The sequence below is a fragment of the Sphingomonas sanguinis NBRC 13937 genome (assembly GCF_001591005.1).
Classification (GTDB): domain Bacteria; phylum Pseudomonadota; class Alphaproteobacteria; order Sphingomonadales; family Sphingomonadaceae; genus Sphingomonas; species Sphingomonas sanguinis.
The window spans coordinates 17,700-42,448 of sequence record NZ_BCTY01000002.1; the positions used below are offsets into that span (position 1 = coordinate 17,700).

General features: G+C 66.0%; 23 protein-coding genes. 10 read left to right on the plus strand and 13 right to left on the minus strand.

The features are described 5' to 3' along the window. Window positions 1–8: 8 nt before the first annotated feature. Both SSA01S_RS01660 and SSA01S_RS01665 read right to left on the minus strand, forming a co-directional pair. Window positions 9–683 (minus strand): polysaccharide deacetylase family protein, encoded by a 675-nt coding sequence (locus SSA01S_RS01660; protein WP_061778936.1) that lies wholly within the window; start codon window positions 681–683, stop codon window positions 9–11. 5 nt (window positions 684–688) lie between these two features. Then, a complete protein-coding gene (locus tag SSA01S_RS01665; protein ID WP_156477621.1) occupies window positions 689–1,555 on the minus strand; it encodes a glycosyltransferase family 2 protein in 867 nt (288 codons plus the stop codon). 483 nt (window positions 1,556–2,038) lie between these two features. On the opposite strand from SSA01S_RS01665, the gene SSA01S_RS01670 reads away from it, so the two are divergent. Further along, a complete protein-coding gene (locus tag SSA01S_RS01670; RefSeq protein WP_061778938.1) occupies window positions 2,039–2,941 on the plus strand; it encodes a glycosyltransferase family 2 protein in 903 nt (300 codons plus the stop codon). A 10-nt stretch (window positions 2,942–2,951) separates the two neighbouring features. Here the strand turns inward: SSA01S_RS01670 and SSA01S_RS01675 are convergent, their stop codons facing one another. From SSA01S_RS01675 to SSA01S_RS01705, 7 genes are all read right to left on the minus strand, one after another. Next, window positions 2,952–4,478 carry a lipopolysaccharide biosynthesis protein gene (locus SSA01S_RS01675; protein ID WP_061778939.1) on the minus strand — a complete coding sequence of 509 codons (1,527 nt, stop codon included), beginning with the start codon at window positions 4,476–4,478 and terminating at the stop codon, window positions 2,952–2,954. 75 nt (window positions 4,479–4,553) lie between these two features. Further along, complete coding sequence (locus SSA01S_RS01680; RefSeq protein ID WP_240954798.1) at window positions 4,554–5,543, minus strand: glycosyltransferase; 990 nt, start codon at window positions 5,541–5,543, stop codon at window positions 4,554–4,556. Window positions 5,544–5,579: 36 nt separating this feature from the next. After that, the gene (locus tag SSA01S_RS01685) at window positions 5,580–6,323 is read right to left on the minus strand and encodes a hypothetical protein (protein WP_156477622.1); all 744 of its coding nucleotides are present in this window, start codon (window positions 6,321–6,323) and stop codon (window positions 5,580–5,582) included. Then, window positions 6,298–8,439 carry a GumC family protein gene (locus SSA01S_RS01690; RefSeq protein WP_082794872.1) on the minus strand — a complete coding sequence of 714 codons (2,142 nt, stop codon included), beginning with the start codon at window positions 8,437–8,439 and terminating at the stop codon, window positions 6,298–6,300. The genes SSA01S_RS01685 and SSA01S_RS01690 overlap by 26 nt, the downstream gene beginning before the upstream one ends. A gap of 25 nt (window positions 8,440–8,464) precedes the next feature. After that, window positions 8,465–9,787 carry an outer membrane beta-barrel protein gene (locus SSA01S_RS01695; RefSeq protein ID WP_082794873.1) on the minus strand — a complete coding sequence of 441 codons (1,323 nt, stop codon included), beginning with the start codon at window positions 9,785–9,787 and terminating at the stop codon, window positions 8,465–8,467. Window positions 9,788–9,820: 33 nt separating this feature from the next. Next, window positions 9,821–10,258 (minus strand): hypothetical protein, encoded by a 438-nt coding sequence (locus tag SSA01S_RS01700; protein ID WP_082794874.1) that lies wholly within the window; start codon window positions 10,256–10,258, stop codon window positions 9,821–9,823. A 58-nt stretch (window positions 10,259–10,316) separates the two neighbouring features. Further along, entirely contained in the window at window positions 10,317–10,898 is a 582-nt protein-coding gene (locus SSA01S_RS01705; protein WP_061778945.1) for a polysaccharide biosynthesis/export family protein, read from the minus strand. A 141-nt stretch (window positions 10,899–11,039) separates the two neighbouring features. Here SSA01S_RS01705 and SSA01S_RS01710 point away from each other — a divergent pair, with 141 nt between their 5' ends. After that, on the plus strand, window positions 11,040–11,408 hold the full coding sequence (locus SSA01S_RS01710) for a hypothetical protein (RefSeq protein WP_061778946.1): 369 nt from the start codon (window positions 11,040–11,042) through the stop codon (window positions 11,406–11,408). A 17-nt stretch (window positions 11,409–11,425) separates the two neighbouring features. Here the strand turns inward: SSA01S_RS01710 and SSA01S_RS01715 are convergent, their stop codons facing one another. Further along, window positions 11,426–11,884: a PilZ domain-containing protein gene (locus SSA01S_RS01715; protein WP_061778947.1), complete on the minus strand. Its 459-nt coding sequence runs from the start codon at window positions 11,882–11,884 to the stop codon at window positions 11,426–11,428. A 376-nt stretch (window positions 11,885–12,260) separates the two neighbouring features. On the opposite strand from SSA01S_RS01715, the gene SSA01S_RS01720 reads away from it, so the two are divergent. The 3 genes from SSA01S_RS01720 to SSA01S_RS18980 all read left to right on the plus strand — a co-directional run bounded on the left by SSA01S_RS01720 (window position 12,261) and on the right by SSA01S_RS18980 (window position 15,328). Further along, the gene (locus SSA01S_RS01720) at window positions 12,261–13,676 is read left to right on the plus strand and encodes an exopolysaccharide biosynthesis polyprenyl glycosylphosphotransferase (protein WP_156477623.1); all 1,416 of its coding nucleotides are present in this window, start codon (window positions 12,261–12,263) and stop codon (window positions 13,674–13,676) included. Window positions 13,677–13,869: 193 nt separating this feature from the next. Then, entirely contained in the window at window positions 13,870–14,022 is a 153-nt protein-coding gene (locus tag SSA01S_RS19405; RefSeq protein ID WP_156477624.1) for a hypothetical protein, read from the plus strand. Window positions 14,023–14,173: 151 nt separating this feature from the next. After that, window positions 14,174–15,328, plus strand: a complete 1,155-nt coding sequence (locus SSA01S_RS18980; RefSeq protein ID WP_082794875.1) for a transglutaminase-like cysteine peptidase — start codon at window positions 14,174–14,176, stop codon at window positions 15,326–15,328. Between the two features lie 12 nt (window positions 15,329–15,340). Here the strand turns inward: SSA01S_RS18980 and SSA01S_RS01735 are convergent, their stop codons facing one another. Continuing rightward, complete coding sequence (locus tag SSA01S_RS01735; RefSeq protein WP_061778951.1) at window positions 15,341–16,318, minus strand: NAD-dependent epimerase/dehydratase family protein; 978 nt, start codon at window positions 16,316–16,318, stop codon at window positions 15,341–15,343. A 5-nt stretch (window positions 16,319–16,323) separates the two neighbouring features. After that, window positions 16,324–17,094, minus strand: a complete 771-nt coding sequence (locus SSA01S_RS01740) for a competence/damage-inducible protein A (protein WP_061778952.1) — start codon at window positions 17,092–17,094, stop codon at window positions 16,324–16,326. 50 nt (window positions 17,095–17,144) lie between these two features. Here SSA01S_RS01740 and map point away from each other — a divergent pair, with 50 nt between their 5' ends. The 3 genes from map to purL are packed head-to-tail and all read left to right on the plus strand — an operon-like array spanning window position 17,145 to window position 21,774. Beyond that, window positions 17,145–17,972: a type I methionyl aminopeptidase gene (map, locus tag SSA01S_RS01745; protein WP_058752992.1), complete on the plus strand. Its 828-nt coding sequence runs from the start codon at window positions 17,145–17,147 to the stop codon at window positions 17,970–17,972. A gap of 7 nt (window positions 17,973–17,979) precedes the next feature. Further along, the gene (locus SSA01S_RS01750; RefSeq protein ID WP_061779079.1) at window positions 17,980–19,491 is read left to right on the plus strand and encodes an ABC1 kinase family protein; all 1,512 of its coding nucleotides are present in this window, start codon (window positions 17,980–17,982) and stop codon (window positions 19,489–19,491) included. 57 nt (window positions 19,492–19,548) lie between these two features. After that, on the plus strand, window positions 19,549–21,774 hold the full coding sequence (gene purL / locus SSA01S_RS01755; RefSeq protein ID WP_061778953.1) for a phosphoribosylformylglycinamidine synthase subunit PurL: 2,226 nt from the start codon (window positions 19,549–19,551) through the stop codon (window positions 21,772–21,774). On the opposite strand, the gene nhaA is transcribed toward purL, so the two are convergent. Then, complete coding sequence (gene nhaA, locus SSA01S_RS01760) at window positions 21,771–23,177, minus strand: Na+/H+ antiporter NhaA (protein WP_061779080.1); 1,407 nt, start codon at window positions 23,175–23,177, stop codon at window positions 21,771–21,773. The genes purL and nhaA overlap by 4 nt on opposite strands. A gap of 82 nt (window positions 23,178–23,259) precedes the next feature. On the opposite strand from nhaA, the gene SSA01S_RS01765 reads away from it, so the two are divergent. Both SSA01S_RS01765 and SSA01S_RS01770 read left to right on the plus strand, forming a co-directional pair. Further along, entirely contained in the window at window positions 23,260–24,498 is a 1,239-nt protein-coding gene (locus tag SSA01S_RS01765; protein ID WP_240954792.1) for a DUF418 domain-containing protein, read from the plus strand. 79 nt (window positions 24,499–24,577) lie between these two features. Beyond that, window positions 24,578–24,748, plus strand: a complete 171-nt coding sequence (locus SSA01S_RS01770; RefSeq protein ID WP_058716653.1) for a (2Fe-2S)-binding protein — start codon at window positions 24,578–24,580, stop codon at window positions 24,746–24,748. Window position 24,749 lies beyond the last annotated feature (1 nt).

Genomic DNA, 24,749 nt, shown 5'->3' on the forward strand with positions numbered 1-24,749 from the left:
CAAAGAGGTCAGCGGCGGCGTTTGACCGCCACGCGCACCCTATCCAGCAACTGCTTCGGCAGGGAACGCTGACCCGCGACGACGGCGGCAACCGTCGCCTCGTCCATATCGCAACGGATCGACGTGCGCGGCTGCAACCAGGCGCGGGAGCGGGCCAGGCCGCAATCGCTGGTGTAGACATGCCGGAATGGCCGTCGCCGCAGTGCCTGAATTACCCGCCGGTCATACCGGCCAAAGGGGATGGCGGCCTCGGTGACTGGCGCGGCGATCAGGTCGCTCAGGATCGCACAGCTGTCGTCCAGTTCCGCATTCAGGCGGGCGTCGTCGCAATCGGGCCAGGCCGGATGGTGCAGACCGTGCGTGCCGACGCCCATCCCCTCGCGCGCTAATGTACGAACGGACGCAGCGTCGAGGAACCCGCGCTCCTCCAACATTCCGGCCAGCACGAAGAAGGTGGCCGTCAACCCGCGCCGGCGCAGCGCGGGCAGACCGATGTCCACGTCCGACATATTCCCGTCGTCGAACGTGATCCGATAGCGACGCCGATCGCGGGCGTCGGCGATGCGGTCGAGGATGGACTCGTAAAGAGCCTCGCTGATCCAATAGGGTTTTTCGTCGTCGGGCACCGGTCGCTCCGGCTCGCCGATCCCATGAAAATTGATGATGATGGTATCGCCCAGCATCGCGATCAGCCTTTCAGCGACAGAGAGGGAGACAGCGGACCGGGCCGCATACCCGGCCACCGGATAGCGCGAAGGCCGAGTGCGAATTCACTCAGCGACAGCTTGCCCCTCGCGACCAGCGACAGGCCCGAGATCATCTTGCGCAGATACTCGCCTGCCAGCCCCGGGCTCGCCCAGGCATTGCGCGCGAGGACGGTCGCCGATCCCGCGAAATAGCGTGCCCGGTTGGCGGGATTCCAGTCCCGATGCCCGATCAGTGCGTGACGGCAGGCCAGCCCTTTGCCCCCCGAGCGATAAAGACGGACCGCGAAGTCGGTATCCTCGCCGCCATTCAGCGCACTGCCGACACCCAGCCCCTCGTCGAACAGACCGATTCGGGCCATTCGTGAACCACGGATCACCAGCGTAATCGACGAACTGCGCCGCACGACGTCGCTCGCCCGCGCTGGCCGCGTCGCGCCGAACAGCGCAAGGTCGGCGGCGGGCGACGATCCGTAGCGGCAGAACCAATATTGCAATTGCGGGTCCTGTGCGAACATCTGCTCGACGATGGGCAGATAGGCATCGGTAAACCAGCAATCATCGTCCGGGAACAGGATCAGCGAATCCTCCGTGAAGCCTTCCTCCGCCGCGATGGCACGCAGGATACGGTTTCGCGCCTGGGACAGCGAAAGGCGGGTATCGCTCATCAACGGCCGGACAAAGCCGGGCATCCCGGCAATAGCTGGCATCGCCTCCGCACCGGGTCGCTGAAACAGGGTGAACAAGGTCATATCGACCTGCCCCGCAACGACCTGCAAAGACGACACCAGTCGCCGATAATGCTCACTTAGGCCATCACGACTGTCAGTCGTGCAAACAAGCCAGATCATAGCGCCCCCTTACCTCGAGCGGGCGACTAATCATCGGGTGCACGACATACTAGTTAATGTTTTGATGAAACCATTGTCATCCCAATGAAGCACGCCGCCTCACAATATCAACATTCGCTTCATTCTCATTTCATTCCGGAAGATTATGGCCGGTCAAATATTTGAAATATTGAACATAGTGACGGACCGTTCTCCACCGCACCCTTCTTCGAAAATCCTGCAGCGTCCGTCGTCCAAGTCCATGCCCGACAGCCGGTCGCCCCATTGCGGTACAGGATGGCCATATTCACCGGCCACGCTTGCCAACCGGCACCGACATTCGCGCCGTTTCGGTCCCGCTGCGATACACTCCGGCGTCACGGGCAGGCTTACGTCGTGACTCGCGCATTGCGTGATGGACACCATGGCGGCACTACCGGCTGGGCAGCACAGGGCGTCGAGCCGCTTCGGGTCGGTCCGTGCTCAGGGGGCAGAAGGCCAGGCATGAAGTCGATCGTCATCGGGATTCCGACGTTCAACCGTCAGGCGTTGCTCACCCGGCTGCTCGACAGCCTGATTGAGGAAGTCCGCTCGGAACCGGCAGTCCTGCGGATCGTGGTCGCCGACAATGAATGCTCGGACCGGACGCGCGAGATCGTGCTGGGGCGACAGGACATGCCGACCCATTATGTGCCGGTGCCCGAGCGCGGGCTATCCCATGTCCGCAACGCCATCATCCATGCGGCGGGCAAGCAGGTGCCCGACTGGGATTGGCTGGTCATGCTCGACGATGACGGCATTGTGACGCCCGGCTGGCTCAAGGCGCTGATCGACTGTGGCGAGCGGTTCCAGGGCGATCTGGTCGGCGGACCGGTGGACGGCCTGGTCCCCGATGACGCGCCCGTGCTGGCGCGGGTCAGCCATTTTGCCGGGCGGGAAACCCATCCGACCGGCCCGATCGACCGACTCCAGACCACACAGAACCTCGCCATCTCGCGCCGGGTCGAGCGGCTGCTCGGCTTTCCGCTGTTCGACGTTCGCTTCAACGGCTCGGGCGGCGAGGATTATGACCTGTTCCGCCGGACTCAGCGGGCAGGCGGCACGCTGGTCTGGTGCGACGAGGCGCTGGTGCTGGAACCGACGCCCGCCGACCGGCTGACCAACCAGGCCTTGCTCAGTCGCGCCTACACCACCGGCACCTATATGGGGCAGCTGCGCCGCCTGCATGACGGCACCCGGCGCGAAGTCACCGGTGCCGCGCGCGGGCTGGTGTCGAGCGTCGCGAAGCTGGGGCTCGGCATGGTATCGCTGAACTCCAAGCGTACTGCGCGGGCGAGCCTGGACGTGGCGCATGCCGTAGGGCGTGTCGCCGGGCTGATCGGCAGCCGTACCTCGCGCTATATGTAAAGGGCGGCGCTCAGGCCGTTCGCTTGCGCAACCGCGTCAAGCCGCCCCCGATCAGCTGCCGCGCAAAACCAACAACCTCGAACAACGCCGCGCGGACATCGCCGAACAACGCCAGGATCGCCCAGGTCGTGGCAAAAGCCAAGGCATAGCCGATCCCGAGGGCGACCAAGGTCGGCCCAGACCAAAACCCGCGAAACACCAGCAACACCCCGGCGGCGGCCGCCAACGCCATGGCAAAGGGCGCGATCAGCCAGAACAGGTCGGACCGCGACACCGGCCCCTTGCGCCCCACAAACCAGCATGCCGCAGGCGTGCGGATCAGCACCTCGCTCGTCGAATAGGCGATCGCGACACCCAGCGGGCCCCAGGGCAGTCCCGCCACGAAGGAGATGATGCACACCGTCGTATTGACGAGCGCCCAGGTCGCCAGGTCCGACGAGCGTCGCTGCGTAATCATCAGCCAGCCCAGCGTGCTGCCGAAAATCTCCAGCAGCCCGGCGAGAGCCAGCGCGCGAAAGATCGGCACGACCTCGGCCCAGCGCGATCCCAGGACCAGATCGACGAACCAGTCGGCACACACCATCGTGCCCAGGATGGCGGGTGTGGTGAACAGCGCCATCATCCGCACCACGCGCATATAGGCGTGGCGATAGCGGCGCGGCTCGTCGACCAGACCCGCCAGCGCAGGCTCCATGACCCGCTGGATCGGGTTGTTGACCTGGCGCAACGGGAACAGCAGCAGCTTATAGGCGCGGTCGTACAGGCCCAGCGCGACGCTGCCCCAGACCTTGCCGATCAGGATATTGTCCAGATTGCGCGACAGGAAATTGAAGATATTGGCACCCGTCACCCCGGCACCGAAATGCAGCATGTCGCGCCCGTCCGGGTCGCGCCGTGGCCGCGAGGGCAGCCAGCGCGTCGCCAGCATCATGCCCGCCCCCGTCGCCAGCGTTGTGGTCAGCGACAGCACGAACACCGCCCAATAGCTGCGCAGGAACCAAGCCGCGACCAGCGAGGCGACGAAGCCGATCGTCCCCGCCGCCCCCTCGACGATCGCCAGCTGGCTGAACCGCATCTGCCGGGTCAGGAGCGCGCTGTGCTGCGCATAGCAGCCCGACAGGAAGAACAGCGGCGCATAGGCTGCGAGCAGATGGAAGACGCGCGGATCGCCATAGAACCAGCCGACGACCGGGCTGATCGCCAGCGCCGCGATACAGGTCACCGCCGCGAACACGACGTTCAGCCAATAGAGCGTGCTCGCCTGACGCTGGGTCAGAATGCGGCGCTGGACCGCCGCCTGGCTAAGCCCCAGGTCCTGGAAGATCATCATGAAGCCCAACACCGGGCTGGTCATCGCGACGACGCCGAAATCGGAGGGCAGCAGCAGCCGCGACAACACCACGACCGAACCCATCTGCAACACGACACGCAGGCCCTGCAGCGCGGCGGTCACCGACACGCCCGAGGCCACCCGCGCGCGCAGCTGGGTATTCACCGGGTCGAAGATCGACCGTTCGTCGTCCAGGGCGTCAATCATGGCGGTTCATCGCGGTCGAAGCGTCTCTCGAAACAGGGCCAGGGGCCACCGGATGCGCGAGCAATCCCGCGACGATCATGCGCGCGGCCGTAGCAGACGTCCCCACCGGGTGCACGACATGTAATGCCATGCCGCGCGCGGATGCCTCAAAGCGAGACGAAGCATCGGCCCATGATCGCGTTCGTGCCGATACCGCCCCATCCGGTGAGCATGGGCATACATCACCTGCCATCCGCGATAGCGATGCAGGATCGCCATCTGCGCCGTGTCCGCCCTGTCACGATATCGCGCGATCAGCGTGTCGGCGAGCTCGATGCGAATCTCCGGCCGGAAATTCGTGCGCGTGCCACTCGACTGCTGGCCGCTGCTTGCCCCGGTCTGGGTGGTATAGACATACATCGCCTCGTCCAGCAGCGCCGCCCGCGCGCCACACAACAGCAGTTCGGCGACCAGCATGAAGTCTTCCGCCAGTCGGATTTCCTCCGAATAGCGGATGCCGTGCGTCTCCAGAAAGGAACGAGCGAACAGCGGCTTGAGAAAGCCATAGTTGAACGGCGAATGCGGCCGTTCACTCATGACGAAGCGTTCGAGATCGAGCGGTTCCTGCGGCGAGGCCAGCGTAAAGGCATGGCCGGTGATGCAGTCCGCGGCCTCGTCGTAGAACAGCAGGTCGTCGCACACCATGTCGAACGATCCCGCCTCCGCCGCCCCGACCATATGGGCCAGCCGCTCCGGCAAGACGCGATCGTCGGCGTCGAGGATCGTCACCCACTCACCCCGCGCTTCGTCCAAGGCGCGGTTCCGCGCCGCACTCGGCCCCGAATTGCGTTCCATCGCCAGGACGCGGATACGCGGATCGGTCTGCGCGTAACGGTGAAGCACCGCCAGCGTGTCGTCGGCCGAGCCGTCGTCGACTGCCAGCAATTCCCAGTCCGCCAGCGTCTGGTCGAACAGGCTGGCGATCGACACGGGCAGATGCCGCGCGACATTATAGCATGCCATCACGACCGACACCCTCGGCCGCGAGGCACTGGGCCGCTCGGGGCGCGGCGCAGGGGGCGACATATCGTTCACCGGATCATCTCTCTGATGGTGCCACGCCTAGCCCGCGAAGGACGCGGACCGGGCGGTCGAGGACATGGACGGCGGCGTGTGGTCGCCATGGCGGAGCAATCGGGCACGGAAGACCGCAGCCGCCGGCGTCTCACGAAACGCTTGGGTCATGGCCTCGAAGCGGGTCGGCGACAGCTCTGCCTGCCACACGCCTTCGTCCAGAACATGCTGGCGCGCATCGGCGGTCAGCCATGGCCAGGCGGCCAATCCGAACCGGACACGCCATTCCCCCTCTTCGGGCAGAAACGGCGCGGCGCGATAGCTGGCGGCCAGCGAACGGTGGGCGCCTGGGCTGGCCACGCCGCCATCCACATAATCGAGAAAGACTTGGCCGACGAGCGCGGCGGGCCATATCGGCCGTGCATGAAGCGCCTGGTCGATATCCCGTCGAGCCGCCACGATCAGCGACCGACGCAGCACCCCCGTCGAACCGAACGCCGCCGTCGCCTTCATCAGCCCGCGCGACAAGGCCCCGCGCGGCGGCAGCGGCTCGGTATGCCCGAGCAGATCGGCCGCCGCGAAGACGGTCTGGCCGCTCGCCTGCGCCATGCGGTCGGCGACGAGGCTCTGCACCCGCCATTCGGCGACACCGACCGACGCTGCCCAGGCCAGCGCCGCGCCGAGCACCGACAGGCACAGGATACGCGTCGCCGCGTCGGTTGGGCCAGCCGACGCGGCGCGCGCCCGTGGAACGGGAGCTTGGTCGTTACTCGGCGCGATAATATTCGGCATATTTCTTGGAATAGTAGAGCGCGCCGTAAGCTTCGACCGAGCGGTCGACCATGGTCAGCAACGCCCCCGTAACAGGCGCCTTGTCGCGGGCCAGCCAGTTCAGCCCGGTCGCGATGGCATTGCGCGGCGTGGCATTCCACTTGATGACCATCAGCACCGCGTCGGACAGCATCGCCACGGTACGGGCATCCGCGACCCCGAGCAGCGGCGCGCAGTCCAGCACGATCCGGTCATAGGAGCCACGCACCTGGGTCAGCAGATCGGCCATCGCGTCGCCGCTGAACAGGTCCTCCGGGCTGTAATTGGCCTGCGCGACCGGCAGGAGGTCGAGGCCCTCAACCTGATCCGCGACCACCGCCTCGGCCAGCGTGACGTCGCCATGCAGCAGCTCGACCAGCCCGCGTTCGGGTGTGATGCCGGTCGCCTCGCGCAAGCCCGCGCGACGGAGATCGGTGTCGATCAACAGGGTCTTCTCCCCCGCCATCGCCATGATCCGCGCCAGCGAGAGTGCGCTCGTCGTCTTGCCTTCGTTGGGCAGGGTCGAAGTGATGGCGACCACCATCGGTCGTCCGCTCGACGCCGACGCCAGCGAACGGCGGGTGACGCGATAGGCTTCGGCGAACGAACTCATCGGTTTGGCGATCACCTCGTCGGCCGGGGCCGCGTGACCACGCCCCAGACGCGGCACGGTCGCCAGCACGTCCAGGCCCAGCCGCCGCACATCGGCGATCGAGCGGAGCCCGCGCGACGTCAACTCCTGAAGACAGACCACGCCCAACCCGGCGAGCAGTGCACCCACGAACGTGGCGGCCAGCAGCATGCGCTTGTTCGGCTTGCTGGGGCTGCTGGGCGGGGTCGCGTTCTCGATCACCTGCGCCTGCGACAGCGAACTGCTAGCCGCCTGGTCGCTGGTCTGCGCCTGTTGCGCCAGCCGGTCATAGGCCTGCTTGCTCGAATCCGCCTGCCGCTCATAGGTCTCAGCCATTGCCGAGGCGCGCGTCGTCTGGGCCTGACGGCCGCGCAGGACGTTCAAATTGGCCTGCAGGCTGGCGGCACGGGCCGAGGCGGCGCGGGCTTCGCTTTCCAGGCCACCGATCACGCGGTTCGCCTCGTCCAGGATCTGCTGATCGATGGTGCGGATCTGCTGCGCGATACGCTGCGTCTCAGGATGCTTGGGGCCGTAGCGGGTCGAGACCTCGCCCTGTTCGGAGAGAAGCTGCGCACGCTGGCTGCGCAGGTTCTTGATGACCTCGGAGTCAAGGACGGCCGATACCGCGTCGATACCGCCGGTGCGGATCTGCGCCCGTGCCGCGGCAACCTTGGAGGCGGCGGCGGCGGCATCCGACTGGGCCGTGGCCAACTGCCCGGCGAGCGGGGCAATCTGCTGGTCGATAACGCTCGTGCTGCCACCGCCGGTCTGTACCACACCGCTGGCCGCGCGATAGGACGCCAGCCGCTCGTCGGCCGCCGTCGCCTGGGCGCTCAGGCTGCTCAGGCGCTTCTGAAGGAACTCGGCCTGGCGGCTGGCGGTGCCGTTACGCCGCGTCAGGCTGGCGTCGATATAGGTCTCCGCAAAGGCGTTGGCGATCCGCGCGGCCTTTTCCGGGTTGGTCGAGGTGAAGCCGACCTCGACGATATAGGTCGCCTTTTCCCGCGATGCCGACATGCGGCCGAGCACGGCCTGTGCCACGGCCTCGGTACGGTCGGCGATCTGCGCCGGCGTCGCCCGGGCTCCGAGCGGCGGCATCCCCTTGGTGAATTCGGGATCGTTGAGCAGATGCTCGCGCGCGACCACGGCCGCGGCGATATCGTGCGAGCGCATGACACTGACTTCGGTCTCGACCACCGACTGATCGGGGATCGAGCTGGCCGCATCGGTGATCTGGCCCAGCGCCGCGCTCTTCGACGGATCGATCTTTACTCGCGCCGTTGCCTGATAGCGCGGGGTCAGCATCATCGTATAGGCGGTCCCCAGCACCGCGATGGTGACGAAGGTCGCCGCCAGCGTGCGCCAGCGCAGTCGCAGGATTTCCAGCACCTGGCGGTACATGGACGAAAGAGTCTCGGGCTCTTCCCCGGTCGGGGAAGGCAGGCCGGTATGGGCCATTACGTCCATAAAATGTCCTCGAATGCTACGGGGCTCAGGGGTGGTAGGAGATGCCTATCAGCGCCTTGGCCTGGGACAGTTCCGGCCCCGCCAGGGGGCTGTTGGTGGTGCGTCGGCCGTAGAAGAGCTGGCCGTTGATCGACAGCTGGTGGTTGACCAGATACTGTCCGCCTGCCGACGTACGGAACGATGTCGCGCGTCCCGAAAAGTCGCGGTAATCATCGAATTCCAGATCCGCGCCGATATTGACCAGCAGGTTGCGCAGCAGCTCGTGATCGATGCGCAGCGCCGCGTTGGTCGCGAAGAAGCCGCTGGTGCCGATCAGGCTGGCATCGTCCACCTCGCGCCGCCCCGACAAGGTGACGGTGGTCAGCTGCGACGGGAAATATTCGATCTTCCCGTTGAACGACAGGCCCGCGACCGTGCGATACCGGGCGGCCTCATATTTGCGGTTGATGTAACCGATGCCGATGCTGCCGCGCAGAAGCTCGCTGAGATCGGTCGACAGACCCGCTAGCGCCTGAACCTGATTGGACGAACGGTTGGGAATGCCCGGGAACAGCTCATTGCGGTAGCTGGTATTGGTATAGACCAGCTCGCCGAAGACGCCCGTGTCCGGGGTCAGGCCATATTCGGCATGGCCGATGGCGCGCGCAATGCCGCGATTACGGCTGCTCTGGCTGAACGGCGTGCCGTCGCTGGCGGTGACCGTTCGATAGGCGAAGTCGGTGTAATCGCCCGACAGGACGGTGCGCAGCCGGGTGAAGCGGAAATCTGCCACCGCACGGGCGACCGACATCTGGATCGGCACCGAACTGCGCACATTCTGGATCGCCGAACCGGAGAATTGGGATTCGTAGATCTTGCTGGTGCGCGCGCCCAGCGTCACCGAATCGTCGCCGCCGACGTCCAGGCGTCCCTGCGCACCAGTCGTCCAGCCATTCTCGTCACGCGGCGACTGCTTGAAGTAGCGCGTGATCGTGCCTGCGCCATCGATCGCCAGGCTGTGCCGCGACCAGTTCGACAGTAGGTTCACGGACGGATTGACCGTGACCAGACCGTCCGCCGTCTTGTTGGTCTGCGCCTGATAGACGTTATTGTCGTATCCGGTCGTCACCGACAGTGCCGGATACAGCGTAAAGCCCCCAGCAGGGATGCCGAGCGGCTGAAACAGCGGACGCTGGCGATCGAGCACGCTTTCGTTGCGCCCGCGACGATAGTCGAACGGGATCGCCGACTGGAAGGCGGGCGTGCCGATCATGACCGGCGGCGGCGGCGCCACCTGAGCAGAGGCGGGCGAAAACGCTACGACGCCCAGACCGGCGACGCAGGGAAGAAATTTGGAGGTCCAAGGCATGACAGCCCTCCGATAGGATGGGAGAGGTCTGCCTTACGGCCGACGCGAATAATCCGACGTGCCGCCGCCGCCGCCCGAAGGACCGGCACCCAGCGACTGGGTGGACAGCGACTGGCGCTGGGCCAGCGCGCCCGTGCCCGCCTCGCCCTCGCCGCGCGCGACCTTCTGGGCATAGCCCTTCACGGAACCGGCGAACTTGGGCGACTGGCTGGCGACCTGGTTCAGCGCGGCAAGGACAACCGCGTTCGGCTGACCCGACTGCGATACCTGAAAGGCAATCGCGGCTTCGATGTCCGCCTTCGACGCGTTGGCGGGCAGTGCGGCCAGCGCCTGCTGGATCGCATTGGCGAGCGCGGTGACGGCCGCCGGATCGGCCTGCACGACCGTAGTCGGTGGCGTCTGCTGCGCCTGTGCTTCGCCCGCAACCATGAACCCAAGCGCCGCCCAGGCGGCCAACCTCGTTGCCGTCATAATTCCCCCTGTTTTGCCGTTAGGCCTATAATTTCTAGAACTGCCGGTCCCCGACCGGTCAGAAATACCGTTCACCGATACGCAACGTGTCACCGGGCCTGATTTCCAGGCCATCGATATTGACTTCCTTCTCGGCGGACTCCCCGGCGCGCTTCAGATACACTTTCCGCTTGTTGGCGCGGTACGTGAACCCTTGCGCGCGGGCGACCGCGTTCAGTGCAGTCAGCCCGTTGGAATAGGCATATTCACCCGGCTTGGTGACCTCGCCCAGAATGTAGAAGGGGCGATAGGTCAACACGTCCAGGCTGACCCGCGGTTCGCGCAGATAGCCGTCGGCCAGCTTGGCCTGAATGTCCGATGCCACCTCACGCGGTGAACGGCCATTGGCGGGCACGTCGCCGATCAGCGGCAGCGACAGCGTGCCATTATCGCTGACCGTGAACTCCCCCGACAAGGTGGGCTCGTTATAGACGATCACCCGCACCTTGTCGGCCGTGCCCAGCCTGTAGTCACCCGAAGATTCGGCGGCGGGACCCGCATCGACCTGTCGCGCTGGCGCCGACCCGCTGCCCGCCGCCGTCTGGGCCATGGCAGGCATCGTACAGCCGATGAGCAACAAGAAGAACTTGGCAAACCGCATGAAAATTCCCCCTGACACGGCAAGGGATACTGTAGCCCCGTGGCAGCAGCAACAACGCAGGCGCAGCATCGTCCCATTCGTGGACAGTCGGCGCCATGTCGGCGCAATCGGCCTGCCCGGACCGCCGCTATAAAGGACGCCATGACCTGGCGATCAATCTATCGGCCGATATCGGCACTGCTGTTTGTGACGACCGCGACCATGGGTTTCGCCCAGTCGAACCGTCGCCCGCTACCCGTGCCCGATGCCGAGGTGACGGAGCCTGCCCGGGACACGCGCTCTGCCGATGTGCGCAAGCTGGAGATTGCGGCGGTGGCGAAAGCGCGCACCCTGCCCGCGCTTACCGCAGGGATGGCGCAGGTTTGCCGCGTTCAATCCTGGCAGTTCGCCCTTGTTCCACAGCTCAACAATGCGGTGCGCATGGACGTCTCCCCGACGCTGGGCCGAAGCGAGCAGGAATGCCTGCGCAGCGTCGTCTATGCGAGCCGCTATCATTTCAGCCAGCGCTAACGATTAACGACGCGCGCTCAGGCGAATTGCAGGACAACCTCGGCGAGACCGGCCCAGGTGCAAATCACCATCCCGGTCAGGACGGCCAGCGTAAGTCCGGGGCTGACCTTTGCCCGCGATAGGGGTCCCGGCATGATATTCGCACCGACAGCCCCGTCATCCTCGGCCAGAAGCAACTGCGTGATCGCACCCGCCGGCAATGCCTCGTCGAAACGACATCCATAGGCGCTGGCAGACCGCCATATAATCCGGCCGCTGACCGGCCCCAGCCCGGCCATGTCGATTTCGACCAATTGGCGCGGTTCGAGCTCCGCCTCGACGCTCAACGCACAGCCTTCGCGCGCCACGTTGACGATGGTGACTGGCGACGGCGCCTGCCCGTCCCGCCGCAGCACGGCCCGCTGCCCGACATCGGTGCGGACATGAGTCCGGCGGTCGGGGCGAGTAAGCGCGGCCTGATGTGCGAGCTGTGTCATATCGAGACGATCCAACCATGATGGGGACGAAACCATGGTGCCACGCAGCCGCTTAATATCCCGTTAATCCGCACCAATTTGGCTATCTCGATAATCAATGCCGCCATCAGCATTTTGATGATGGCGCGTAAGATATTCCAATGCAGCGATTAATTCACCCCGCCCCTACACGCCGAGGGTCCTGGCCGTGGCACGAAGCCGCACTGGCGCACAGATGACGCTGCGGCCCGATCGCTGTCCCGGCACCTCCTTTTTCGTGCGTTGTCGGGGTGTGGCTTTTGTAATAGCCCCAACGTCGGATGCTCCTGCGGGGGACGAAGAGCCGTACTTCGAATGCGTCCAACGCTAGATCGCATGGATATATTGGAGCCTTTGGTTGTCCGAAGGGATTGAACATGTGGTGGAGCGCGCCGTCTTGCGGGTCGCGGGTGGCGGCATGGCGGATCGTGACGCGGAACGCGGACGGGGTCTGACGCCCTTCGCCCTTCGACTGCGGCTCACCTTCCTGTTGATGGGCGTCGACCTGATCGCCTTCATGCTCGCCTTTGCGATCATCGAGCCGTTGAAGACGCTGGTCGGCAGCTGGTTCTCGGTCATGGCGATCGCGATGCCGATCTATATTGGCATGGCGATGGGCACGAGGGCCTATGGCGGACATGCCTTGCGGGCGCGGGCGGGCAGCCTATCCGCTGCGGTGCGCGCGGTGATCTTCACCTTCGCGATCCTGTTCCTGATCTCCTACTTCTTCCGGGTGGAGCAGCAGATTTCGCGACTGGCCCTGGCCTGCGTGATGGCGTTGACCGTCGCCCTGATCGTCGCCGGTCGCCTGACCTTCCGATCGGTCATCGCGCGGATCTGGCCGACCCAGATCTGGCGGGAACTGGTGATCGTCGACGGCGTGGAGGCGGCTCCGGTACCCGGTGCCCAGATGATCGATGCCGCCGCGATCAACCTGGTGCCCGACCTGCGCGACCCCGCCATGTTTAACCGGTTCGCCGCGCTTCTGCACGGCATCGACCGGGTGGTCGTGATCTCAACCGCCGAGCGTTACCAGAACTGGGCGATGATGTTGAAGGGCGGCCACGCCCAGGGCGAGATCGTGGTCGACACGCTCGGCCGGTTCGGTGCGATCGGGTTGGGCAAATTGGGCCAGTACGATACGGTCAAGGTGGCGGCCGGTCCGCTCGACGTGCAGCAGCGTCTATTGAAGCGCACTTTCGACCTGGCGCTGTGCGTTCCGATCATCGTCGCGCTGGCACCGATCCTCGTTCTGGTCAGCGTCGCGATCAAGCTCGACAGCCCCGGCCCCGTCTTTTTCCGGCAGCGGCGGATCGGGCGCAACAACGCCTATTTCGATATCATCAAGTTTCGCTCGATGCATGTCGCCCAGGCCGACTCGCAGGGCGCGCGCTCGACGCAGCGACAGGACAAGCGCGTCACCCGCGTCGGCCGCCTGATCCGAAAGACCAGCATCGACGAGTTGCCGCAGCTCTTTAACGTCCTCGGCGGCTCGATGAGTCTGGTCGGTCCGCGCCCGCATGCGCTGGCCTCGCTGGCGGGGGACAGGCTTTTCTGGGACGTCGACGAGAGCTACTGGCATCGCCACGTCCTGAAGCCCGGCATCACGGGCTTGGCGCAGGTACGCGGCCTACGCGGCTCGACCGTGCTGCGCGAGGACCTGACAAAGCGGCTCCAGTCCGATCTGGAATATGCGTCCAACTGGTCGCTGTGGCGCGACATACGCATTCTGTTCATGACCTTTGGCGTCGTCGTTCACCACAATACATATTGAGGTCGGGCGGCGCTGGACTGCGCCGCAGACAGAGCGACATGCCGCTTTTGTCACGATATCTTAAAAGGCCGGCAAGCGTGTCCGTTCTATAAGCGACGGCCCCACGCACAAGGTTTTCGCAATGCCCGACGTTCAGCACCGCGCAGCGACTGTCTCCGCGACGCGGCCGGTCTTTTCCGGGCCATCCCGGTCCATGGCCGCCGACAGGATCGATGGCTGGGTCAGCGACATCGACGTGCTCGACGGCATCCGCCAGATCAGCCCCGCAAAGGTCGCGACCATTCTTGGCCTGGCCATTCTGTGCTGGACGCTCATCGCGGCGATCCTCGTCGACCTGCTCGGCTAAACCCAAGGATCGCGCCGTCCGATCCGCATCCGCTCTGTCGACGGCGCGCTGCGTTACCTGTGAAAATGGTGAATGACGGTTAAACCTTTCCCCTGAACCTGCACGCAATGGCTGATCCGCCACGGTCTCTCTCGATTTCGAGGAGATCGGCATGGTTTCATTATCTGCCCGAACGACGACGCAATCCGCCCTGCTGACCCTGGCGGTGGCGACGTTGTGCGCGAGCGAGGCGCAGGCCAAGGATCTGCCCGGTGGCTTCATCCAGCCGGGCCAGGCGACCGCCGCGCCGCGTGGCTTTGTCGAGATGTGCGAAAGCGGAACCGAGCCCGGCTTTTGCTCGCCCACCCGACCGCTGGTGGCGAGCGCCACCCTAGTCACGGCAGGCTTGAGCGAGCGGGCGGGCGGTAGCGCCCCACGTTACCCTGCCCCCTCGTCCGATATGACATCGGCGCTGCCGGTCTTAGGACCCGTTTCACTAACGCCCGCGCCGTGTCCGCCTCCGCCGATCGATCCGCGATTGGGTATAGGCCAAAGGTTGAACGCGCACCTGACCGTCTTCCAAGATAGCGCCGAACCGGCGGCGGACGGCTGTCCGCCGGCTGCCCCCTCGTTGCCGAGCGCCGCCACAGCGTGGCCGAGCTTTACCCCGCCCGATCTCGTGCACGCGGTTGCCCGGCCAGAGCGACGCGTCGAAGACCTTGCCTTGTTCCCGGAACGCTCCACCGAACGACCGTCGAACGCGAGCCTGTGGGTTCGGCCCGCCCCTTGCGCGCCCGGTGCGATCGCCAGCATGCTGTCGGCGGTTTCGACGCAGCTCTGTTCGTTTACCTTGCCCGAAACGCCCGCACCGCCCACTTCGGTGCCGGACACGTCCACGGCCGCCCCCTCGTCCACGGCCCTGCCGGAGGCGGAGCTGAGGGCCATGCTCAAACAGGTGAACCACCATGTGAACAGCCGGGTTCGCCAGCGCACCGATGCCGAAATCTATGGCGTTGGCGAACTGTGGCGGCGGAGTGGCGACGGCAGGAACGCGGTCGGCGATTGCGAGGATCTGGCCATCGAAAAGCGGGCCGAGTTGATCGCTGCGGGCTTTCCGCCGGATCGACTGGCCTTTGCCGTCGTCTATTCACGCGATGCGGGCCTGCACACGGTGCTGGTCGCGCGGACCGAGGTGGAGGATGTCGTGCTGGACGGGCGTTCGCCCTATGTCACCAACTGGTCGAAGGTGCCGTATAGCTGGATCAGCGTCCAGTCGATGAACGATCCGATGCTGTGGTACGCACCCGCCCACGCGCAGGCGGCGTGACGACGGGGCCGATCACACGCCGTAATAGCCCTTGTACCAGCGGACGAAGTGCTCCAGCCCCTCGTCCAGATCGGTCTGGGGGTCATAGCCGGTCAGCGCGTTCAGCTTCGACACATCGGCATAGGTCGCGGTCACGTCGCCGGGCTGCATCGGCTTCATGATCTTCACCGCCTCGCGCCCGATCGTCCGTTCCAGCGTCTCGATCATCGTCATCAGCCCGACGGGCGTGCTGTTCCCGATATTCATCAGGCGGTGATCGCCACCCTGCGGCGGATGGTCCAGCGCACCGACGATCCCGTCGACAATGTCGTCGATATAGGTGAAGTCGCGCGCCATCCGGCCCTCGCCGAACACCTCGATCGGCTCGCCCGCGACGATCTTTCGGGTGAACGAGAAATAGGCCATGTCCGGCCGACCCCATGGCCCATAGACGGTGAAGAAGCGCAGCCCCGTCTGCGGAAAGCCGTAGAGCGTCGCATAGGACTGGCTCATCAACTCGCAGGCGCGCTTTGTCGCGGCATAGAGGGAAACCGGCGACACCGACGGCTCATCCTCGCTGAAGCCTGCGCCGCCCATCGGCTTGTCGCCATAGACCGAGCTGGACGAGGCGTAGACGAGGTGGGCAAATCCGGGCTGGTGGCGACAGGCCTCCAGGATGGCGAGATGCCCGGCAAGGTTCGACCGCTCATAATCGAACGGATGGTCGATGCTGTGTCGCACACCCGCCTGCGCCGCCAAATGGACCACACGCGTAATGCCGTGATCGCGCATCAACGCCGCAATGGCACCGGCATCGGCCACATCCATCCGGTGGAAGGCAAAGCCCGCCTTGTTCTCCAGACTCGCCAGTCGCGCCTGTTTCAGGGCCGGGTCGTAATAATCGTTGAGGATATCGACGCCGACGACCGTCTCGCCGCGCGCGAGCAGCCGATGCGCTGTGGCATGGCCGATAAAGCCCGCCACGCCCGTCACCAGAACCGGTGCCGCCATCGGTGTCAGATTCCCCCCGGTACGACGTCATGCCCCTGCGCCTCCAGGGCGGCGGTCAGGTCGTTCAGGCATGTCTCGACCTGATCGGGATCGGGGCTGCGCACGACGAAATTGGCGCCCGTCCGCCCCTCGCGGAAAAAGGGATAGCTGCCGATCGCCACGCCTTCATGCGTCTTTTCCGCCGTGCGCAGCAGGTCCGCGACCTCGCTTTCGCCGACCCAGCAGCCGATGGTGCCCGACACCACGGGCCGCCCGCCCTCCAGCGTGCCGGTCAATGCATCGAGCATCCCGGCGGTGATATGCGGCACCCCCGCCATGATGAAGATATTGCCGACCCGGATGCCCGGCGCGCCCGATACGCGATTGGCGATCAACGAGGCCCCCTCCGGCGTCCGCGCCATCCGCGCGCGCGCGGGCGTGACGCCGCCGCGCTCAACGTAATAGCGGTCCAGGATCGCCCGCGCCTCGGCATGTTCGATGACCGGCACGCCCAGCGCCTCGGCGATCGCATCGACCGTGATGTCGTCATGCGTCGGCCCGATGCCGCCCGTGGTGAACAGATAATCGTTGCGCGCACGCAGCGTGCTCACCGCCTCGACGATCGCCTCGGTCCGGTCGGCGACGACGCGCACCTCGGCCAGCCGGATGCCCTGCACGTTCAGCCATGCGGCGACCTGGACGACGTTCTTGTCCTGGGTACGGCCCGACAGGATTTCATCGCCGATAATGACCAGTGCGGCGGTCCAGATACGCTCGGGGGCGGAAGCGGATGTCATGGCCCGGACATAGCCTCGCAAAACCGGTGACGCCACGCTATATCGCGCGAATGACCGATTATGTGACCGTTTCCGCCGACGCGCCCCAGGGGCGGACCGGCGCAATCAAGCTCTGGGGCCGCGAGGCGTTCGACGGCATGCACAAGGCGGGCCGTCTGGCCGCCGAGACACTGGACATGCTGGTGCCGCATATGGTGCCGGGCGTCTCCACGGCCGAGATCAACCGGCTGATCCACCAGTTCATCGTCGAGCGCGGCGGGGTTCCCGCGACGCTGGGCTATCGCGGCTATGCGCATTCGACCTGCATTTCGATCAACCATGTCGTGTGCCACGGCATCCCGTCGGAGAAGACGCTGAAGGCGGGCGATATCGTCAATGTCGACGTGACCCCGATCGTCGATGGCTGGCATGGCGACACCAGCCGTATGTACCTGATCGGCGACGTGCCGCTGAAGGCGCGAAAGCTGGTCGAAGTGACCTATGAATGCCTGATGCTCGGCATCGAGCAGGCCAAGCCCGGCAACCATATGGGCGACGTCGCCCACGCCATTCAGCAGCATGCCGAAAAGCACCGCTACGGCGTGGTCCGCGATTTCTGCGGCCATGGCCTGGGCCTGTTGTTCCATGACGCCCCCGAAGTCGTGCATGCCGGTCGCCCCGGCACCGGTCCCGAACTGAAGCCCGGCATGATCTTCACCATCGAGCCGATGATCAATATCGGCCGCCCCGACGTAAAGCTCCTCGACGATGGCTGGACGGCGGTGACGCGCGACCGATCGCTGTCAGCGCAGTTCGAGCATTCGATCGGCATCACCGAAGAGGGCTGCGAAATCTTCACGCTCAGCCCGGCGGGCTTCACCCAGCCGCCCTACGCCTGACGCCATGATGCTGGGCGCGATCCGGGTGGCGGCGCGGGACCGCGCCCGGCTGGGCGAGGTGGTTGCGACCACCTCGCGCTTCGGCCTGGATGTCCTGCTCGCGCGGCTGGGGCTCGACGCCGCGCGGCGCGATCCCGATGCGATCCCGTTCGATCTGCCTGCCCGCACCCGGCAGGCGATGGAGGCGCTCGGCCCGGTCTGGGTGAAGCTGGGCCAGATCCTGGCGACGCGCGCCGACCTGTTGCCGCCCGAATGGATTGCCGAGCTGGAACGGCTGCACAGCGCCGCGCCGCGCCTGCCCTTCGACCAGCTTCGCCAACAGGTCGAGGCGACGCTGGGCGAATCGCCCGAGACCGCGTTCGCCCGGTTCGACGCCGAGCCGCTTGCCGCCGCCTCGATGGCGCAGGTCCACCGCGCCGCGCTGGCCGACGGGACCGAAGTGGTGCTGAAGATCCGTCGTCCGGGCATCCGGGCGGTCATGGAAGCGGACCTCCGCCTGCTCACTCAGCTGGCCTCGATGGTCGAGGTGACCAATGCCGAAGCGCGTCGCTATGGCGCGGTCCGCATGATCCGCGAGCTGGGCCGCGATATTCTCGAAGAACTCGACTTCACCAACGAGGGGCGCAACGCCGACCGCCTGCGTGAGGATTTCGCCGATGACCCGCGTGTTGTGGTCCCGGTGATCCACTGGGCCTATAGTTCCGAAACCCTGCTGGTCATGGATTTCGTCGCAGGGGTGCCGCCGCGCGACGCGGCCAAGCTGCGCGAGGCGGGCATCGATCCCGCCGCCATCGCCTCGGCCGGGGCGGACATCGTTCTCGACATGACGCTGATCAACGGACGGTTCCATGGCGATCCGCATCCGGGCAACCTGCTTTGCCTGCCGGGCAACCGGATTGCGATGCTCGACCTGGGGCTGATCGGCCATGTGTCCCCACGACGGCGCGAGGAGGTGATCGCCTTCACCCAGTCCATCGCGAACAGCGACCCCAGCCTCCTGGCAGAAACGCTGAAGAATTGGTCGCAAACCGATGATATCGCCCCCGAACGCTTTCAGGCAGTGGCCGACAGGCTGGTCGCGCGGCATGGCGGCGGGCCGATCCGGATGGCGGCGATGCTTGGCGATATCTTCCCCATATTGCGCGAGGAACGCATCGTCCTGCAGCCAGAAATGCTGCTGTTGTTCAAGGCGCTCATCACCATCGACGGCGTGCTGAGCGGCATTCAACCCGACTTCGACCTGTCCACCGCCCTGCGCCGGGCCAGCGCGCGGATCGTCGAAGCGCGACTGTCGCCCGAACGCTGGACCCGGCGCGCGGCCGCGCTCGCACTGGAACTGGACCGGCTGGGCGACGACCTACCCCGCCTGATCCGCGCAACGACCCGCAAGCTGGAAAGCGACAATCCCACCGCCTCGACGATGGGGATCGAGGCGGCGATCCGCGCCGGGGCAGGGTGGATCGCGGGCGCGCTGGCTTTTACCGGCCTGGTGATCGCGGCATCGATGCACTTCGGATAGCATCTTCCCCAACAGCGATAGTGACGAACCCGCGCCGCCGCGTTAAAGGCGCGGGCCATGACCGAGATCACGCCCCAGATCGTCGCCGACCACGGCCTGTCCGAAGAAGAATATCAGCGCGTCCTGACCGCGCTGGGCCGCGAGCCGAACCTCGTGGAGCTCGGCATCTTCTCGGTCATGTGGTCCGAGCATTGCAGCTATAAGTCGAGCCGCATCCACCTGAAGAAGCTGCCCACCGAAGGGCCTCAGGTCATTTGCGGTCCCGGCGAGAATGCGGGCGTCATCGATATCGGCGACGGCCAGGCCGCCATCTTCAAGATGGAGAGCCACAACCATCCCTCGTACATCGAGCCCTATCAGGGTGCGGCAACGGGTGTCGGCGGTATCCTGCGCGACGTGTTCACCATGGGCGCGCGGCCGGTCGCCAACCTGAACGCGCTGCGCTTCGGCCGTCCCGATCACCCCAAGATGCGCCACCTGATCTCGGGCGTCGTCCATGGCATCGGCGGTTACGGCAACTGCGTCGGCGTGCCGACCGTGGGCGGCGAGGTGAACTTCCACCCGGCCTATGACGGCAACATCCTGGTCAACGCGATGACCGTGGGCGTCGCCGATCAAGACAAGATCTTCTATTCGGCCGCCAGCGGCGTCGGCAATCCGATCGTCTATGTCGGTTCCAAGACCGGCCGCGACGGCATTCACGGTGCGACCATGGCGTCGGCCGATTTCGGCGAGGATGCGGAGGCGAAGCGCCCGACCGTGCAGGTCGGCGATCCCTTCACCGAAAAGCTGCTGATCGAGGCGTGCCTGGAACTCATGGCGTCGGACGCGATCATCGCGATCCAGGACATGGGCGCGGCTGGCCTGACCTCCTCGAGCGTGGAGATGGCGTCCAAGGGCGGCGTCGGCATCGAGTTGATCATGGACGACGTGCCCCAGCGCGAAGAGGGCATGACGGCGTACGAAATGATGCTGTCGGAAAGCCAGGAGCGGATGCTCATGGTGCTGAAGCCAGGCCGCGAGGATTTCGCCGAGGCGATCTTCCGCAAATGGGAACTGGACTTCGCGGTTATCGGTCACGTGACCGAGACCGGCCGCATGGTCCTGCGCCACAAGGGCGAGGTGGTGTGCGACATCCCGCTCGCCCCGCTGGCCGACGACGCCCCACTCTATGACCGTCCGCATGTGCCGACCGAGGTGCCTACCGCGATCACCTCGCCCGGTTGCCAGGACCCGGCCGCCGATCTGCTGAAGCTGATGGGCTCGCCCGACATCGCCTCGCGCCGGTGGATCTGGGAGCAGTATGACCATATGGTCGGCGGCGATACGGTGCAGCGCCCCGGTGGCGACGCCGCCGTGGTCCGTGTCCATGGCACGCAAAAGGGGCTCGCGATGAGCACCGATTGCACGCCGCGCTATTGCTATGCCGATCCGGTGACCGGCGGCATGCAGGCGGTGGTCGAGACGTGGCGCAACATCACGGCGGTCGGTGCCAAGCCGCTCGCCATCACCAACTGCCTGAACTTCGCCAATCCGCAGCGCCCGGAAATCATGGGCCAGATCGTCGGCTGCCTCGAGGGCATGAGCCAGGCGTGCCGCGCGCTCGACTATCCGATCGTGTCGGGCAACGTCTCGCTGTACAACGAGTCGAAGGCGACCGGCGGTGGCTCGGCGATCCTGCCGACCCCGGCGATCGGCGGCGTCGGCCTGATGGCCGACTGGTCCAAGTCGGCGACGGTCGCCTTCAAGGGCACCGGCGACGTCATCGTCCTGATCGGCACCCCCAAGGGCGAGATCGGCCAGTCGCTGTGGCTGCGCGAGGTTCACGGGATCGAAGGCCGCGAGGCGGGTCCGCCTCCCTCGATCAATCTGGATGCCGAGCGTCGCACCGGCGACCTGGTGCGCGAAGCGATCACCGCTGGCCATCTGACCGCCGTGCATGACGTCTCGGATGGCGGCATCGCGGTCACTGTCGCGGAGATGGCGCTCGCGGGAAATATCGGCGCGCTGATCCAGTTCCCGGAAACGGGCGAGGCCTGCCGCCAGCTCTTCGCCGAGGATCAGGGCCTGTACATCGCGACGGTCGAGGATACCGCGTTGATGGACTTCCTGGCGAACGCGCATCAGGCGGGCGTCGAGGTCGAGCGGATCGGCCGCACGGCGGGCGCGCGCCTGATCTTCGAGCGCGAGGACGGCGATTTCGTTGTCTCGCTCGACGATCTGCGCCGTGCGCATGAAGGCTTCTTCCCCGCCCTGATGGGCGCGGACGCCGCCCTCGCCTAACCCTCTGACGGAGCCTCGGCGACGGGCCGGGGCTCCGCACAGTGGCGTAGGGTCGCATAGCCGATCGCTGCCGCCAGCACCGAGGCGATTACCACGCCCAGCGACGCTGCCTCGCGCAGGGGGCCCTCGCCAAAGGCGAGCCCCGCGATGAACAGCGAGATGGTGAAACCGATCCCCGCCAGCATCCCGACCCCGGCGACCATCGGCCAGCTGACCCGATCGGGGCGCTGCGCCAGCCCCATGGCACTCGCCGCCCACGTAGAACTGATAAAGCCCAGCGGCTTGCCGACGACCAGCCCCAGCACTACGCCCAGCACCAGCGGACTGCCGATCATTCCCAGCAGATCGGCCGAAACATGGATGCGGACATTGGACAGCGCAAATAGCGGCAGCACGACATAATTGACCCAAGGGGTCAGCAGTTCGATCAACCGTCCGCTCGCCTCGCGTGTGGCCGACGCCATTTCGTGCAGATAGCCCAGCCGCTCCTCGGCGCGGTCGCGCAGTTCCGCTTCGCGACCGTCGTCCTCGGTCCGCTCCGCCGCGTCATGCGCGTCGCGAAAGGCATCGATCGGCTTCTGTACCCGTTCAGCAAAGTCCCGCTGCGCGAGCCGGGGCTTTACGGGCACGGTCAACCCGATCAGGACCCCGGCGATCGTCGCATGTATCCCGGACTCGAGCACCCCGCCCCAGACCACCATCCCGAGCAGGACATAGGGCACCGACGACACCCAACCGATCCGGCGCAACCCCATGATGCCCGCCAGCGCACCGGCCGCGACCGCCAGTCCCACCGGATCGATCGCATCGCTATAGGCAAAGGCGATAACCAGAAGGCCGCCAACATCGTCGACAGCGGCAAAGGCGAGCATCAACGCGCGCAGGCCCGCAGGCAGGCTGGTGGCGAACAATGCGATCAGGGCCAAGCCAAAGGCGGTATCGGTGGTGATGACGCTCCCCCACCCCATCGCCGCCGGGGTGCCGCCCGCCACCAGCAGGAAGAGTGCCACCGGCACGATCATGCCCCCGACCGCCCCTGCCAGCGGAAAGGCCGCCGTCCGCCATCGCGCCAAGGGCCCGGCGACCATTTCGCGCTTCACATCCGCCCCGACGATGACGAAGAACAGCGGCAACAGGGCGTGGTCGATCCACTCGGCCAAAGGATGCGCCACTTGCCGCGCGCCGAAGGCTATCTTCACGGGCGTATCCCAGAACCCCTCATAGGCTCGCGCCCAGGGACTGTTGGTCAGGACGAGCGCGAGGATCGTCGCCAACAGCAGCGGCCCGCCGGTCACGTCGCGGCCCGCAAAGAACGGTTCGATCCGACGCAGGAAAGCCGAAGCGGCGGGCGAATGATGCGCGCGCGCCGTGGCACGTCCGGTCAGGCGAGGCGATAATCCCATGATCGGGCAATGCTTCGGCGGCACCGCCGGTTGCATCACCCGCGCCAGGCGGTAAGGCCACCGGCCTGAACGGAGCTTTCCCTTGGCCGACGGTCCCGACCCTATCCCCACACCCGTCGAGGCCTCGTCCCGCGAGCGGCTGCTGACGCTGGACGCGCTGCGCGGGGTAGCGGTGATGGCGATCCTGCTGGCCAATCTGCCCGGCTTTGCGCTGCCCGGTCCGGCTTACTCCAATCCACTCGCCTGGGGCGGCGCGCGCGGGGGCGATCTGGTCGCATGGTTCCTGACCGAGATATTCGTGAACGGCCGGATGCGTGGCCTATTCTCGATGCTGTTCGGGGCGTCGACCCTGCTGATCCTGACCCGCGCCGACGCGGCGGGCCGGAACGGCGCGGCCCTGCATCTGCGGCGCATGGCGGTGCTGTTCCTGTTCGGCATGGCCCACCTGACCTTCTTCTGGTCCGGTGACATCCTCGCGCATTACGCGCTGGTCGGTGTGATCGCGCTGGCCTTTGTCGGGCTGGGCGTTCGGCCACTGGTGCTGACCGCTGTGGCCATGGCGGGCCTGTCGATGACGATGGCCGGACTGGAGTGCCTCGGGCTTTTCGAGGCGTCGGCGCGCAACACGCCGCAACGACTAATGCTCTGGAACCTCTATCAGGACGCCTTCGGTACACCCGGCGCCGCACGGCTGATGCCGGAGATCGCGGCGATGCGGGGGCCATGGACCGCCTCGACCGCCTTTCGGATCGCCCATAACGGCAACCCGCTGTTCGACCTGATCCAGATCGGCCCCGATACGCTCAGCGCGATGCTGCTGGGCATGGCGGCGCTGAAGTCCCGCCTCCTGACCGGCGAGTGGTCGCGCGAACGCTACCGGCGCTGGGCCTTGTGGGGCTTGGGGCTATCCATCCCGGCCTATGCCGCCACCGCCACGGCCATCTGGTGGAGCGGGTTCGACGTACGCATGGTGGCGCTGGGTGAGTTGCTGCTCGACACGCCGTTTCGGCTGATCGGCACCATGGGTTATGCCGCGCTGATCCTGCTGTTGCTCCGGCCCGGCACGTGGTGGACGACGCGGATCGCGGCGGCCGGGCGCATGGCTTTCACCAATTATCTGGGGACCAGCGTGCTGATGACCCTAATTTTCTACGGCCATGGCCTGGGCCAGTTCGCACGGTGGGATCGGGCGAGTCTCTACTGGCTGATCCCGCCGGTCTGGACGTTGATGCTGTTATGGTCGAAGCCGTGGCTCGACCGGTTCGGCCAGGGACCGCTCGAACGATTGTGGCGACTGGCAGCCGATGGAAACAGGCGATAATATTTGCAAACGCATCGCAACATCCTTGCGATCCACTCTCATTAGCGCTACGAAGGCAGTGCTTCAGATGGAGAGCGCCTTGGTCGTCTGCGTGTGTAATGCCATCCGGGAATCCCAGGTTCGCGATGCGGCGCGGGCCGGATCGGTCACCCCCTGCCAAATGTATCAGGCGCTCGGTCGCCCGCCCAAATGCGGGCAATGCGCCGTCGTCGCCCGCGCCATCATCGACGAGGAGCGCGCCGCAGCCTGAC